Annotated in this window: 12 protein-coding genes; 6 read left to right on the plus strand and 6 right to left on the minus strand. The window is 61.9% G+C overall.

Going from position 1 to position 14,254, the window contains the following annotated elements; genetic code table 11:
* Positions 1-119: 119 nt before the first annotated feature.
* Complete coding sequence (locus HX855_RS31800; protein ID WP_177091345.1) at positions 120-1,307, minus strand: DNA-binding transcriptional regulator; 1,188 nt, start codon at positions 1,305-1,307, stop codon at positions 120-122.
* Positions 1,308-1,460: 153 nt separating this feature from the next.
* On the opposite strand from HX855_RS31800, the gene xylA reads away from it, so the two are divergent.
* The 5 genes from xylA to HX855_RS31825 all read left to right on the plus strand — a co-directional run bounded on the left by xylA (position 1,461) and on the right by HX855_RS31825 (position 6,912).
* On the plus strand, positions 1,461-2,777 hold the full coding sequence (gene xylA / locus HX855_RS31805) for a xylose isomerase (protein WP_177091347.1): 1,317 nt from the start codon (positions 1,461-1,463) through the stop codon (positions 2,775-2,777).
* Between the two features lie 81 nt (positions 2,778-2,858).
* The gene (gene xylF / locus HX855_RS31810; RefSeq protein ID WP_177091349.1) at positions 2,859-3,860 is read left to right on the plus strand and encodes a D-xylose ABC transporter substrate-binding protein; all 1,002 of its coding nucleotides are present in this window, start codon (positions 2,859-2,861) and stop codon (positions 3,858-3,860) included.
* Between the two features lie 79 nt (positions 3,861-3,939).
* Positions 3,940-5,499, plus strand: coding sequence for a D-xylose ABC transporter ATP-binding protein (xylG, locus tag HX855_RS31815; protein WP_177091351.1), 1,560 nt, complete (start codon positions 3,940-3,942; stop codon positions 5,497-5,499).
* Positions 5,500-6,636, plus strand: a complete 1,137-nt coding sequence (locus HX855_RS31820; protein WP_177091353.1) for a sugar ABC transporter permease — start codon at positions 5,500-5,502, stop codon at positions 6,634-6,636.
* A gap of 90 nt (positions 6,637-6,726) precedes the next feature.
* Positions 6,727-6,912 carry a hypothetical protein gene (locus HX855_RS31825; protein ID WP_177091355.1) on the plus strand — a complete coding sequence of 62 codons (186 nt, stop codon included), beginning with the start codon at positions 6,727-6,729 and terminating at the stop codon, positions 6,910-6,912.
* Between the two features lie 35 nt (positions 6,913-6,947).
* Here HX855_RS31825 and HX855_RS31830 read toward each other — a convergent pair whose 3' ends face one another.
* From HX855_RS31830 to HX855_RS31845, 4 genes are read right to left on the minus strand one after another with little or no spacing between them, the layout of a single operon-like run.
* Positions 6,948-8,534 (minus strand): GMC family oxidoreductase, encoded by a 1,587-nt coding sequence (locus HX855_RS31830; protein ID WP_177091357.1) that lies wholly within the window; start codon positions 8,532-8,534, stop codon positions 6,948-6,950.
* Positions 8,535-8,583: 49 nt separating this feature from the next.
* A complete protein-coding gene (locus HX855_RS31835; protein WP_177091359.1) occupies positions 8,584-9,465 on the minus strand; it encodes a sugar phosphate isomerase/epimerase in 882 nt (293 codons plus the stop codon).
* A 9-nt stretch (positions 9,466-9,474) separates the two neighbouring features.
* Positions 9,475-10,488 carry a glycoside hydrolase family 3 N-terminal domain-containing protein gene (locus tag HX855_RS31840; RefSeq protein WP_177091361.1) on the minus strand — a complete coding sequence of 338 codons (1,014 nt, stop codon included), beginning with the start codon at positions 10,486-10,488 and terminating at the stop codon, positions 9,475-9,477.
* A complete protein-coding gene (locus tag HX855_RS31845; protein ID WP_177091363.1) occupies positions 10,475-11,506 on the minus strand; it encodes a glycoside hydrolase family 3 N-terminal domain-containing protein in 1,032 nt (343 codons plus the stop codon). The genes HX855_RS31840 and HX855_RS31845 overlap by 14 nt, the downstream gene beginning before the upstream one ends.
* A 497-nt stretch (positions 11,507-12,003) precedes the next feature.
* Between HX855_RS31845 and HX855_RS31850 the strand changes: the two genes are divergently transcribed.
* Complete coding sequence (locus tag HX855_RS31850; RefSeq protein WP_032899479.1) at positions 12,004-12,870, plus strand: helix-turn-helix transcriptional regulator; 867 nt, start codon at positions 12,004-12,006, stop codon at positions 12,868-12,870.
* On the opposite strand, the gene HX855_RS31855 is transcribed toward HX855_RS31850, so the two are convergent.
* Positions 12,861-13,952 carry a thiamine pyrophosphate-dependent enzyme gene (locus HX855_RS31855; RefSeq protein WP_177091365.1) on the minus strand — a complete coding sequence of 364 codons (1,092 nt, stop codon included), beginning with the start codon at positions 13,950-13,952 and terminating at the stop codon, positions 12,861-12,863. The two genes, HX855_RS31850 and HX855_RS31855, sit on opposite strands and share 10 nt — an antisense overlap.
* Between the last annotated feature and the right edge of the window lie 302 nt (positions 13,953-14,254).

Below are 14,254 nucleotides of genomic sequence, written 5' to 3' on the forward strand. Positions count from 1 at the left end.
AAAGTGACCCGCTGTAAGAGCGGAACCCTAAGCCGCCGTTACCGCAGCAACGGATATGTACTCAATCCAACCCCCTACTGCGCCGATCTTCTAAAACCTGACCACACTCCAAACAATCATCACACCTCACGCTCCACCCGCCCCACCTGATACTCCCTGGGCGTACACCCAAACTCACGCCTGAACACCGTGTGCAGGTACTGCGCCGACTTGAACCCGCAGTCATAGGCAATATCCGCAATCCCCGCCCCGGCATTTTCCAACCCCGCCACCGCCGCAGCGAGTTTAAAGCGCAAGATTTCGTCGTGAACACTGCGGTTCAGCTCACTGCGAAAATGCGCTTCCAGGGACGACCGCGACACCCCGACATAGTTGGCAACCTGGGCCGTCTTGATACCCTGGCAAGCGTATTGCCGAATAAAGTGCAGCGCCTGCATCACATAGGGATGGCCCAGGGGTTGGTGCAGGCTCGAGGTCTGCACATTGACCGCTTCCGGCGGCACCAGAATCTGACTGCCCGCCGAAGGCATGCCGTGCAACATCTGATGCAGCAGGCGCGCCGCCGTACGGCCCATTTTTTCAGTGCCCTGGATCACCGAACTCAATGGCACGCGGGTCAGGGTGCGGGTCAGCGGGTCGTTGTCGATGCCAATCAGCGCCACCTGTTCCGGCACCGGAATGCCGGCGGTGAGGCAGGCTTGCAGCAACTGCCGGGCACGGGCGTCGCTGACCGCGATGATGCCAATGGGCTTGGGCAGGCTGTGCAACCAGGCAATCTGCTGCTCCACCGCCGAGTCCCACAGCGGCGCGCTGGTGCCCAACCCGCGATACACCTCAACGGGCAGGCCATCGCGCTCCAGCAGGCGGCGGAAGGCTTTTTCGCGCTCCTGGGCCCAGCGATTGATATCGGCTTCGGGCAGGCTGAAACAGGCGAAGCGCGTCAGCCCGGCTTCGATCAGGTGTTCATACGCCAGCTTGATCAAGGCGAAGTTATCGGTGGCCACGTACGGAATATGCCGGGGGTAAGCCCGCTCGTCTTCATAAGACCCACCCACCGCCACCACCGGCAAATGCACCCCCGCCAACGCCGGCCCCATCGCCGGGTCGTCGAAGTCGGCAATGATCCCGTCGCCATGCCAGCGCTCAATGCCCTTGAGCCGGCAGACGAAGTCCTCCTCCAGAAACAGATCCCACGACACCCGCGTGCTGCTCAGGTAGTTGCCGATCCCGGTGATGATGCCGCGATCGTAGATCTTGTTGCCGTTGAACAGCAGGGCAATCCGGTGCACCGGCGGGACAGTTTTCACAAGGGCGGCTCCTGGCGAGGTATCGGCCAACTATGCGCCCAAAGCCACTCAAAATCGAACCCCGGTCTGGTGATTTTCATAATCGGTTGGCCGGGGGCCGTTGCTAGTATCGAGGCAAGGTTAACGTGCACTCATAACAACAAGGATCTGGCGATGCCCTACTTTCCCGCTGTCGATAAAATCCTCTACGAAGGCCCCAATAGCACCTCTCCCCTGGCCTTCCGGCACTACGATGCGAACAAACTGATCCTCGGTAAACCGATGCGTGAGCACCTGCGGATGGCCGCGTGTTACTGGCATAACTTTGTCTGGCCCGGCAGTGACATGTTCGGCGCCGGTACCTTCCAGCGGCCCTGGCAGCAACCGGGTGAAGCGCTGCAGGTGGCACGTGGCAAAGCGGAAGCGGCGTTCGAGTTTTTCTCCAAGCTGGGCATCGACTACTACAGCTTCCACGACACCGACGTGGCCCCTGAAGGCTCAAGCCTCAACGAGTACCGTAACCACTTCGCACAGATGGTCGACGAGCTCGAACGCCATCAGGAACAGACCGGTATCCAGCTGCTGTGGGGCACGGCCAACTGCTTCAGCAACCCGCGCTTTGCCGCCGGCGCCGCGAGCAATCCCAACCCTGAGGTGTTTGCCTATGCAGCGGCCCAGGTGTTCAGCGCGATGAACGCCACCCACCGCCTCAAGGGGTCGAGCTATGTGCTGTGGGGCGGCCGCGAAGGCTACGAGACCCTGCTCAACACCGACCTCAAGCGCGAGCGCGAGCAACTCGGGCGGTTCATACGCATGGTGGTCGAGCATAAATACAAGATCGGCTTCACCGGCGAGCTGTTTATCGAGCCCAAGCCGCAGGAGCCGACCAAGCACCAATACGACTACGACACCGCCACCGTGTTTGGCTTCCTGCACCAGTTCGGCCTGGAGAAGGAGATCAAGGTCAATATCGAGGCCAACCATGCCACCCTCGCCGGCCACAGCTTTCACCATGAAATCGCCACGGCTGCGTCCCTGGGGATTTTCGGCAGCATCGACGCCAACCGTGGCGACCCACAGAACGGCTGGGACACCGACCAGTTCCCCAACAGCGTCGAGGAGCTGACCCTGGTGACCTACGAGGTGCTCAAGGCCGGCGGTTTCAAGGGCGGCGGCTACAACTTCGACTCCAAGGTGCGCCGCCAGAGCCTTGACGAAGTGGACCTGTTCCATGGTCACGTGGCCGCGATGGACGTGCTGGCGCTGTCCCTGGAGCGTGCCGCCGCCATGGTGCAGAACGACGCCCTCGAACAGTTCAAGGCCCAGCGCTACGCCGGTTGGGATCAGTCGTTCGGGCGTGCCGTGCTCGGCGGCGACTTCAGCCTGGAATCCCTGGCCGAACATGCCTTCAGCCATGAACTGAACCCAAAAGCCGTGAGTGGCCGCCAGGAGATGCTCGAAGGCGTGGTCAATCGCTTTATCTACCCATGAACGCTACGCTCTAGCGTTTCGTGTGCAACACGCTCCAGGTCCGGAAGTGCGTCTAAACAACAATAAAAGGGACTCACCATCATGAAACACCTGAAAACTGTCTTATTCACCAGCGTTCTGGCACTGCTCTCCCATTCGGTCATGGCCGATCCTGCCCATCCGAAAATCGGCTTTTCCATCGACGACCTGCGCCTCGAACGCTGGGCCCGCGACCGTGATTACTTCACCGCCGCCGCCGAGCAATTGGGCGCCAAGGTCTATGTGCAATCGGCGGATGCCAACGAACAGCGACAGATCTCGCAGATTGAAAACCTGATCTCCCGGGGCGTCGATGTGATTGTCATCGTGCCGTTCAATGCCACGGTGTTGAACAATGTGGTGGCCGAAGCGAAGAAAGCCGGGGTGAAAGTGCTGTCCTATGACCGGCTGATTTTGAACGCCGATATCGACGCCTATATCTCCTTCGATAACGAAAAGGTAGGCGAGATGCAGGCCCAGGGCGTATTGAACGCACAGCCCAAAGGCAATTACTTCCTGCTGGGCGGCGCGCCGACCGACAACAACGCGAAGATCCTGCGCCAGGGCCAGATGAAGGTGCTGCAGCCTTCGATCGACAAGGGCGACATCAAGATTGTCGGCCAGCAGTGGGTCAAGGAATGGAACCCCACCGAAGCCCTGAGCATTGTCGAAAACGCCCTGACCGCCAACAACAATAAGATCGACGCCATCGTCGCCTCCAACGACGCCACCGCCGGCGGCGCGATCCAGGCCCTGGCAGCGCAAAAACTCGCCGGCAAGGTGCCGGTTTCCGGCCAGGACGCCGACCTCGCCGCAATCAAGCGCGTGATCGCCGGCACCCAGACCATGACCGTCTACAAACCCCTGAAGCTATTGGCCTCCGAGGCGGCCAAGCTTTCGGTGCAGTTGGTGCGTGACGAGAAACCGGCCTACAACTCGCAGTACGACAACGGCAGCAAACAGGTCTCGAGCATCCTGCTCAAGCCGACCGCGTTGACCAAAGACAACGTCAACGTGCTGGAAGAAGACGGGTTCTACACCAAAGCGCAAATCGCCGGGCAGTAAGCGTACGGCTCACGGCAGGTGCTGCCTGAAGCGGCGCCTGCACGCCACCCCGCCTTTCGCTGTGGAATGAGTACCCGCCATGTCCGACTACCTGCTGGAAATGAACAACATCGTCAAAACCTTCGATGGCGTCAAAGCCCTGAACGGCATCGACATCAAGGTAAAACCCGGGGAATGCGTGGGGTTGTGCGGCGAGAACGGCGCCGGCAAATCGACCCTGATGAAGGTGCTATCGGCGGTGTACCCCCATGGCACCTGGGAGGGTGAAATTCTCTGGGACGGCCAGCCGTTGCGTGCCCACTCCATCGCCGAAACCGAAGCCTGCGGCATCGTGATCATCCACCAGGAACTGACCCTGGTGCCCGACCTCTCGGTGGCCGAAAACATCTTCATGGGCCACGAGCTGACACTGCCCGGCGGGCGCATGAACTACCCCGCCATGATGCACCGCGCCGAAGCCCTGATGCGCGAGCTGAAGGTGCCGGACATGAACGTCGCCCTGCCCGTCTCCCAATACGGCGGCGGCTATCAGCAACTGGTGGAGATCGCCAAGGCACTGAACAAACAGGCGCGCCTGCTGATCCTCGATGAACCCTCCTCGGCGCTGACCCGTTCGGAAATCGATGTGCTGCTGGATATCATCCGCGCCCTCAAGGCCAAGGGCGTCGCCTGCGTATACATCTCCCACAAGCTCGATGAAGTCTCGGCCATCTGCGACACCATCGCGGTAATCCGCGACGGCAAACACATCGCGACCACCCCCATGGCCGACATGGACGTGTCGCGCATCATCACCCAGATGGTGGGCCGTGAGATGAGCAACCTCTACCCCACCGAACCCCACGCGGTGGGCGAGGTGCTGTTCGAGGCGCGGCACATCACCTGCTACGACGTCGACAACCCGGGTCGCAAACGGGTGGACGATGTCTCGTTCAGCCTGCGCCGGGGCGAAATCCTCGGTATCGCCGGGCTGGTAGGCGCGGGCCGCACGGAGCTGGTGTCGGCGCTGTTTGGCAGTTACCCCGGGGGCTACGAAGGCGAGGTGTGGCTGGACGGCAAACCCATCGATACGCGCACGCCGCTGAAGTCAATTCGCGCCGGGTTATGCATGGTCCCGGAAGACCGCAAGCGCCAGGGCATCATCCCGGACCTGGGCGTGGGGCAAAACATCACCCTGGCGGTGCTCGACCGTTTCTCGCACCTGACCCGCATCGACGCCGAGGCGGAACTGGGCAGCGTCGAGCAGCAAATCAAGCGCATGCACCTGAAAGCGGCCAACCCGTTCCTGCCGATCACCAGCCTCTCCGGCGGCAACCAGCAGAAAGCCGTGTTGGCGAAAATGCTCCTGACCCAACCCCGGGTGTTGATTCTCGACGAACCCACCCGTGGCGTGGACGTGGGCGCCAAATATGAGATCTACAAGTTGATGGGTGCCCTGGCGGCCGAAGGCGTGTCGATCATCATGGTGTCCTCGGAGCTGGCCGAAGTGCTGGGGGTATCCGATCGGGTGCTGGTGATCGGCGAAGGCCAGTTGCGCGGCGACTTCATCAACCGGGGCCTGACCCAGGAACAGGTGCTCGCCGCCGCCCTCAGCCAACCGAACGGGCATGACAATAATAATGATCGGAAATCCGCGTAAATGAACCAGGTCAAACAGCTCTTCACCCGCTACAAAATGCTCGCCCTGTTGATCGCCGTGGTGCTGATCTGGGTGTTTTTCAGCTGGCAGACCGAAGGCGGTTTCCTGACCCCACGCAACCTGTCGAACCTGCTGCGGCAGATGTCCATCACCGGCATCCTGGCCTGCGGCATGGTGCTGGTGATCATCAGCGGCGAGATCGACCTGTCGGTGGGCTCGATGCTCGGTTTGCTCGGCGGCGTCGCGGCGATTCTGGATGTGGTCTATCACGTCCCGCTGCCGCTCAACCTGGCCATCGTCGCCGTCTGCGGTTTGTTGATTGGCCTGGGCAACGGCTACATGACCGCGTACCTGCGCATCCCCTCGTTCATCGTCGGCCTGGGTGGCATGCTGGCGTTTCGCGGGGTGCTGCTGGGCATCACGGGCGGCACCACGATTGCCCCGGTATCGCCCGAGTTGGTGTACATCGGCCAAGGCTATCTGCCAACGGTGGTCGGGGTGATCCTCGGCGTGTTGCTGTTCGGGCTGGCGGTCTTCCTGACCTGGCGCCAACGCCACAACCGCGCCCTGCACGGCCTGGCGCTGCCGTCAATGCTGCGGGACAGCGTGCGCGTGGTGTTGATCGGTTTCGTGCTGGCCGGCTTCGTCTACACCCTCAACAGCTATGACGGCATTCCCGTGCCGGTGCTGCTCCTGCTGGTGCTGCTGGGGGTGTTCAGCTACGTCACCAGCCAGACCGTGTTCGGCCGCCGCATCTATTCGGTGGGCAGCAACATGGAAGCCACGCGCCTGTCCGGGATCAACGTGCAGGCGGTCAAGCTGTGGATCTTCGGGATCATGGGCGTGATGTGCGCCCTCGCCGGGCTGGTCAACACTGCACGCCTGGCCGCCGGCTCACCGTCGGCGGGCAACATGGGGGAACTGGACGCCATCGCCGCCTGCTTCATCGGCGGTACGTCGATGCGCGGCGGTTCGGGCACCGTGTACGGCGCCCTGCTCGGCGCGCTGGTGATCAGCAGCCTGGACAACGGCATGTCGATGCTCGACGTGGACAGCTACTGGCAGATGATCGTCAAGGGCAGCATTCTGGTGCTGGCGGTGTGGGTGGATGTGAGTACGCGGACCGGGCGTCGCTGAGGCTGGGCAATGGCATGGAGCTTGCTCTTCTCAAACAAGAGGCCGATACCGACCTCGACTTGAGCAGAAACGACCCACGAGGCCCATGCCATGCACAGTTTGTTCTTTGCAACCGCTCAGTTGATCAACGGCCGCGTACCGTCCGTTGATTCCATGGACAACGATCACGCCCCAAGGATGATGCCCCTGGAACTGCAGGCAAAAATCTGCATCGCCCTTGGGCTGTTTGCCCTCGGCAGTTGTTTCGCGCTCTGGTTGATCGGCGCCTACGCCTGAACCAAAAAGAGGCAGGCGTGACCGCTCGGGCCACCCTATCGGGCGGTCCGGATCATGTCGGCGACTTTTTCACCAATCATGATGCATACCGAGTTGGGGTTGCCTGAAATCAGGGTCGGCATGATCGACGCGTCGGCCACCCGCAGCCCCTCGATACCATGGACCTTGAGGTCCGGCCCCACCACCGCCCGCTCATCCACGCCCATGCGGCAGGTACCCGAGGGGTGCAATGCAGCGTGGGCTTCCTGGTGACAGAACTGCTTCATCGCCTCCCGTGAACGCACGCTGGCGTCCGGCACATGCCGCCGCGCCACATAGGGCTTGAAGGCCGCCTGGGCCATGATCTGCTCACCCACCAGGCAACCGTCCACCAGGCTTTCAATGTCGTACGGATCGGAAAAGTAGTTCGGCACGATGCGCGGCGGCGACATCGGGTCGGACGAATACAGCTCCACATAGCCCCTGGACCTTGGCCGAATTTGCCCCAGGTTGAGGGTGCAGCCATTGCCGCCCGGCACCGAATCCACGCCCTCCTCGATGCCCGCGCCCACCACCATGAAATACTGGATATCCGGGTGCGTTGCTGCCTTGTCGCCCCACCAGAACGCCCCGCCTTCAATCAGGTTGGACGCCGCCGGGCCCTGCCTGAACAGCGCGTACTGCAACCCCGCCATGAGTTTCCACCAGGGCTTTTTGTACTTGTCATAGCTGTGAGGACCGGTCAGCTCATACACCAGTGAGATTTCAATATGGTCCTGCAGGTTCTGGCCCACGCCGGGCAAATCCTGGACGACTTTAATCCCGTGCTTTTCCAGCTGCGCGGCGGGCCCGATGCCCGACAACATCAATAACCGGGGTGAGTTGATGGCACCGGAAGACAGCACGATTTCCTTGTCGGCATGCATCACGTGGCGCACGCCCTTTTCCAGGTATTCGACGCCGACGGCCTTGTTGCCCTGCATCAAGATCCGCAGCACCCGGCAACCGGTTTTCACCGTCAGGTTCTTGCGCGATTTGGCCGGTGCCAGGTAGGCCACGGCGGCACTGCTGCGAAAACCATTTTTGGCGGTGATCTGGTACAGCCCGCAGCCCTCGGGCTGGCCCGAGTTGAAGTCTTCGTTATAGGGCAATCCGTACTGCTGACAGGCCCGCAGCCAGACTTTGGTCAGGGGGTGAATATTGATCGGGTCCGACACCCCCAGCGGCCCGCCGACACCGTGCACCTCATTGCAGAAACGCTCGTTGTCCTCAGCCTTTTTGAAGTACGGCAACACGTCCTTGTACGACCAGCCGGCAGCGCCCTGCTCGGCCCAACCGTCGTAGTCGGCCGGTACGCCACGGATGTAAATCATCGCATTCACCGAGCTGCCGCCGCCGAGCACGCTGGCCTGGACCATGGTCGGTGTGTCGCTGCGCTGCTGGTCCTCGGTGGGCTCCCAGGCATAGCGCTTGAGCAACGGGCCCTGGGCGGTCTTGTAGTAGGCACCGGGAATATGGATGTAAGGGCTGCGATCCCGCGGCCCTTCCTCGAACAGCACCACCGACGCGCCCTCATCCTCACTCAGGCGCGATGCGACCGTGCAGCCCGTTGAGCCGCCCCCGATTACGATGAAATCCACCATGACAACCTCAGGTCTTTTTAGTATTCAGCACATGTTGAAACGCGGGTTATCAACCGATCAGGCCGGTCAGCAGCGTCTTTAATTGTTGGGCGACGACGTAGCTGTTTTGCTGCTGCTGTTTTTTGCAGAACAACTCACAGCTCCACCACCCGGTGTAACCGGTGGCCTTGACTGCGGCAGTCCACTGCGCCAAGTCGAGCACGCCACTGCCGGTGGGCACATCCCGCAGCACTTCTTCATTCGGGATGCCGCCTTCGAATGCCAGTGAGTCGCAGACATGCACGCCGTAGATCACGTCCTTGTCGAGCCTGGCGACGTCCGCAGGCGTCACGCCGCTGGTAAAGCAGTGCCAGTAATCGATCACCATCTTCACGTTGCTGCGCCCGGTGCGCTCGATCAGTTGCAGTTGGTGGTCCAGCGTGTTGAGTGGCGTCCAGGACAGCGCTTCGAGATAAAGCAACAGGCCGTATTCGCTCGCCAGGTCGGCCAGTGCCGCCAGGTTGCTGGCCGTCAGCGCATACTGCTCAGCCTGATCCCGCCCCAGCAAGCCCGAGTAATGCACGCTCTGGCCCGCCACTTGGTAATCGATCACCGCCTGCACATTGATCGGGCCGGTGAGCACTTGCACACCGTTGGCACCGACCAGGTTCGCCAGCTCAAACAGCCGCCGGGCTTCCTTGAACAGGTCATCACGCTCGGCGCCCTGGCGTTCGATATCCCGCAGGTAGCCGATGCCGGTGACCGGCACGTGCCTGAGCAGGTCTTGAAGCTCCGCTTCGCAATAGCCGGCCTGCAGATAGGCCTCCAACTTGCCGCTGTTAATCTCCAGCGCGTCAAAACCCAGCGCCTGGGCGATGTCGATATCCATCGCCAGGGTCGAATGTTTAGCCACGGTGGAATGCAGGGCGAGAATATTATTTTGGGTTGCCATAGGGCGCTCCTAGGTTGAGTAGCGTTCGGCCAACGCACCGACGGCCTGCGCCGCAGCATCCAGCCGCGCCTGGGGCAAGGTGCCCTGGGCGACGGCAGCGACAATTGCCCGGACGATTTGCGGCACCTGCGGCATGGCCCTGGCGGAAATCAGCAGCAGGTCGGCCCCGGCATTCAACGCGGCCACGGCGACCTCGCCGAGGGACATCTGGCCAATGGTTGAGCGGTGATCGAGGTCGATGGTCATCACCAGTCCTTTGAAACCCAACTCCTGGCGCAACACGCCGATCAGTTCCGGCGACACCGAGGCCGCTGTGGGCGGGGTGCACGCGGCGAAGATCGCCGGGCCCATCATCACTGCGTCCGCACCGGCGTCGATCCCGGCCTGGAACCCGGGCCAGTAGGCGCGCAGTTGCTTCATGGATTCAGTCACCACCGCCGTTTCAGTCGACGGCTGCTGCAACAGCACCGGGTGCCCGGGGAAGTGTTTCAGCGTGCTGGCCATCCCGGCCCGCCGCACGCCACGCACATAGGCACCGACCATCGCCGCCGTCTGCTGTACGTCGTCCGACAGGGTGCGCCCCGCCAGCCACACGTTGGGGCCGCCAACCACGTCCGCGGTCGGCGACAGCAACAGGTTGACCCCGGTCTCACGCACGGCAGTGGCGACCTTGAAGCAGGCCTGTTCCAACGCGGCACAGTCCATCGCCCGGGCCACGTCAGGTTCCGGCAGCGCCGGGGTTATCCCTTGCAAGCGGTGCACGGCGGAGATGTCCGCATCGGCCGCCAGCAGCAGCGGCCCGCCGAGGGCGGTGGCCGTGCCGGTAAAGCGTTGCCAGGCGTCCAGGGTTTCGGTTTGCAGGCGGCTGGCGCTCATTTTTCCGCTGACGTATTCCTCGCCCGTTTCGCCAAACAACAGGCTGCGCCCGCCATTGCCGAGAAACCGGCGCACGTCGTCCGTCATCTGCACGTCCAGCAACACCGGAAACAGCACGCCGTAGGCCTTGCTGTCATTCGCGCTCATGGTTAGTCCCCTGGGTGGCGACGGCCAGTTGACGAACCTTGGCGGCTGCATCCAGCAGCACTTGGCGATCCAGCGTGCCTTCATGAACGGCCGCGACAATCGCCTCAGCGATGCTGTCCAGGCCTGACTCGCTGGACACCAGCAACAGGTGCGCACCGGCTACCAGCGATGCGACGGCGGTATCAGGCACGGTGTTGCCCCGCAGGATCGACACGGCGTCCAGGTCGTCGGAAATGATCAGCCCTCCAAAGCCGAGGGTGTCCCGCAGCAACCCGATGACGTTCGGCGAGGTGGAAGCCGAATGATCGGCATCAATCGCGGGGAACACCGCCGGGCCGGGCATGACGGCTTTTACGCCGGTGGCAATTACCTGCTTGAACACGTCAAGATTGTCCTGCAGCAATTCCAGCGGACCTGGCACCGTGGCTTCAGCAATGGCCGGGTCGTGCTCCGTGACGTAGTGCCCGGGGAAGTGCTTGGCGGTGGCAATCACACCCGCACGCTGCACCCCTCGGATAAACGCACAGGACACCCGACTGACTTCCAGCGGGTCGGCGCCCAAATGCCGGTTATGCAGCCAGGGATTGGCGCCGGTGACCACGTCCACGATGGGGGCGAGGAACAGGTTCACGCCCAGCTCACGGGCCACGCTGGCCATCTCGAAACAACGTTGCTCGATGTCCTGGGCACTGAGGCCCTGGAGCTGCGCCCGGCTGGCGACCGCCGGAACCAGTTGGTGCAGGCGTTCGATCCCGCCGAGCTCCTGGTCCACCGCGATCAGCACCGCAGAGCCGGCCAGGGCCCTGGCCTCCCGTACGATCTTGATAAAGTCAGCCTTGGACTCGGCAGCCTTGCGCGCCGGGCTCATGCCTCGGCCCACGTATTCATCCCGGGTTTCCCCGAGCAGCAGGGACACACCACCACGGCTCAGGTAACGACGCACATTGTCGTCCAGGTGCAAATCCCCGAAGGCGGGAAGCAGGACCGAATACGCGGCGCTATGCAGTTCGCTTGACATTGCTTTTCCTCAACAGCGTTAGGGTGAGCAGGACGCTCAACTCGGTGGGTACGCTCATCAACACAAAGCACTGGGGGAAGTATCAAGGGCGATGGTGGTTTCCACCATTTCGCACCCTGGTTGATACCTGACGCGGACTGAAGCACTCGCAAGCAGCACAGGGTGTTACCCGCTGCCGTTCGATGTGTTACTGGGCGGCCCCGCTCATGCCACGGATTGACCACCAGCCCCACAACGCTTCGCCTGCCCGATACGCCGAACACTCAGCAAAAGCGCTTACCATCTGACGCATTCAGTTATGCTGAACCTTCATGTTTCAACTTCAATAAACGGCATGAAAGATGCTTCGGTAATGACCGGAAGATTTAAATGCTTAAACGGTTATTAAGGTGATGCAAAAGGTTATTCGATAACTGCGTTATAACTTTAATAACTGGCGCCTTAACCCAGCCAAGTACATCGAGATAATAATGCCCAGCCGCCCGGACTCCTCTCCTCTGTCGTTAGCCGCCGCCACCTCACACCCCGAGCGACAGCAGGCGCGCAGTGACTTGCAGGCCAATGTGCAAAAGAACTTGAGCACCCTGGTGGAGTCCTGCCGGTCGGTGGCCGACATGTGCCGCAAAGTTGATGTCAATCGCCAACAGTTCAACAAGTACCTGGTGGGCCAGCACGTTCCGTCGCAGAAGATCCTTCAAAAGATCGGGCGTTATTTCATGATGGAAGCGGAAGACCTTTTCCGCCCGCCCGCCGAGTTCAAGAAGTTCTATGAAGGCTATGAAAACGAACTGCCGACCGGCTTGCGGGCTTCGGAGCAGTTCAATCATTTCCTGCCCCTGGCCAAGCAATCGGCGGACGTGCTCGAAGACTATCTGGGGGTCTATTACCGCTACCACAATTCATCGATCTACAAGGGCCGGATCCTGCGTTCGGTCACCTGCCTGTACCGTGCCGACTCGATGGTGCAGTACGTCACCGTGGAGCGCTTTCCGCTGCGCGATGGCAGCGGCAAGATCGGCTATTCATTTACCTACCACGGGTTCTGCCTGTTGCTGGGCGATCGCCTGTTCATGGTGGATTTCGAAGGCAAGCAACGTAACGAAATGACGTTCTCGATCCTCACGCCGCAGCATCGTCGGCCGATCCGGTTTCTCTATGGGCTGGTGACGGGGGTGGCGTCCTCCTCGTTCCGCCAGCCGTTCTCCACGCGCATGGCGCTGGGGCTGGTGGACAAGGGTAAGATCCGCAAGCATCACTTGCGCAACGCAACGGTGCTGCTGCCCAGTGATCAGTCGATCCCGCTGGATGTGCGTGAGTACATGACCGGCGACAACGCCACCATTGTCTGGGGTGGTCAGGACTGAGGGGCTTGCCGGGGCTGGCGTGCGGTCATCACTTCAACCAGCGACGGGCCTTTGCTGTTCAGGGCTTTGACCAGGGTCGCGTTGAGGTGTGAAGCGTGCTCGACGCGCCAGGCTTCGAGGCCGAAGTTGCGGGCGATACCGGCGAAGTCCGGGGCGTAGGGCTTGCCATCGGGCAAATTGAATTCACCGGCCCGGTGTTGCTCGATGGGTGACGTTTGTACGTCGTTCACAACTTCGTCACCGCTGCTGTTGAAGACCAGGAACACCACTGGAATGCTGTGCATCACGCACACGGCCATCTCTTGCATCGACTGCAGAAAGTCCCGGTTGCCCACGGCACAGACCACCTGACGGGCGGGCATGGCGAGCTTGGCGCCGATCGCTGCCGGCACGGCCCAGCCGAGGGTGGTGGAATTGCCGGTGCCGAGGTGCTTGCCGGGGTAATGCATGGGAAACATTTCGCGGGCCATGGCCTGGGTGGGTCCGGCGCCGAGGACGAGGATGGCATCGCTTTCCAGCACCGAGCGTGAGGCGCGGCCTTCGCGCAGCAGGGTGATATTTCGCGGGGTGGGTTGGGGTTCTGCACGCAGGGTGGCGGGGGGCAGGCTGGCGTGGGTGGAGGCGCTTTGCAGGGTGTCGTCGATGGCCAGGCTGACCGGGCCGGGGTGGGGGCTCAGCATGGTATCGAAGGCTTGGCGCAGGGCTTGGGGGAGCTGGTGGAGCGTGGCGACCGTCGTGTGATCTTTCATGACGTTGGCCGGTATCGTTTCGGCCTGGGTGTTGCTGATGACCAGCAGCGCGGAGGCGTCCTGGTGCGCGGTGGCCAGGGCCTCAAAGGCTGAAGGGATGCCCAGGGGGCCCGTGAGTACGACGGCCATGGGGCGCCCGCAGGCCCGGAAGTAACCGTCGGCGAGGTGCACGGCGCTGTGGGCCTGGATGACGTGGATGAACGGGATGTCGGTGCCTGGTGTCAGCAGTGCTTCCACCAGGGCGCGGGCGCCGTCGCCTGGGAGGCCGGCTACGTAGTCGACGCTGTTGGCTTTAAGTGCCTTGGCGATAATTTGGCCACCTGTGAGTTTCACTTGATGCTCCAGCGAATGCGCGGCGTCTGGGCCGGGGGTCAGGTTTGGAGTATTCGCCGGGCGCGGGGTGGGCTCAATTTCGCACCTTGGGTAAAAGAGACGCAGATTGACGCAGATACGGGGGGGCGTTGTTGTTGGGTTTGGGGTGTATATCCATTATTTGGGTAACGGCGGCTATTGGTTCCGCCCTTCCGGCGGGTCACTTTTGGAAAAGAGCCCCAAAAGTAACCAAAAGGGCTCTTGCCCCACCACTCGGTGCCTCGCCTAGGCTCGGCATGCCCGCACTCCGGCACGGCTCCCTG

This window comes from Pseudomonas sp. IPO3778 (assembly GCF_013386825.1).
GTDB lineage: Bacteria > Pseudomonadota > Gammaproteobacteria > Pseudomonadales > Pseudomonadaceae > Aquipseudomonas.

Coding starts and splice junctions, on each gene's coding strand:
- HX855_RS31835 (WP_177091359.1), bottom strand. CDS start 9,465: ATGGCAACCCAAAATAATATTCTCGCCCTGCATTCCACCGTGGCTAAA.
- HX855_RS31830 (WP_177091357.1), bottom strand. CDS start 8,534: ATGGTGGATTTCATCGTAATCGGGGGCGGCTCAACGGGCTGCACGGTC.
- xylF (WP_177091349.1), top strand. CDS start 2,859: ATGAAACACCTGAAAACTGTCTTATTCACCAGCGTTCTGGCACTGCTC.
- HX855_RS31820 (WP_177091353.1), top strand. CDS start 5,500: ATGAACCAGGTCAAACAGCTCTTCACCCGCTACAAAATGCTCGCCCTG.
- HX855_RS31825 (WP_177091355.1), top strand. CDS start 6,727: ATGCACAGTTTGTTCTTTGCAACCGCTCAGTTGATCAACGGCCGCGTA.
- HX855_RS31845 (WP_177091363.1), bottom strand. CDS start 11,506: ATGTCAAGCGAACTGCATAGCGCCGCGTATTCGGTCCTGCTTCCCGCC.
- xylA (WP_177091347.1), top strand. CDS start 1,461: ATGCCCTACTTTCCCGCTGTCGATAAAATCCTCTACGAAGGCCCCAAT.
- HX855_RS31840 (WP_177091361.1), bottom strand. CDS start 10,488: ATGAGCGCGAATGACAGCAAGGCCTACGGCGTGCTGTTTCCGGTGTTG.
- xylG (WP_177091351.1), top strand. CDS start 3,940: ATGTCCGACTACCTGCTGGAAATGAACAACATCGTCAAAACCTTCGAT.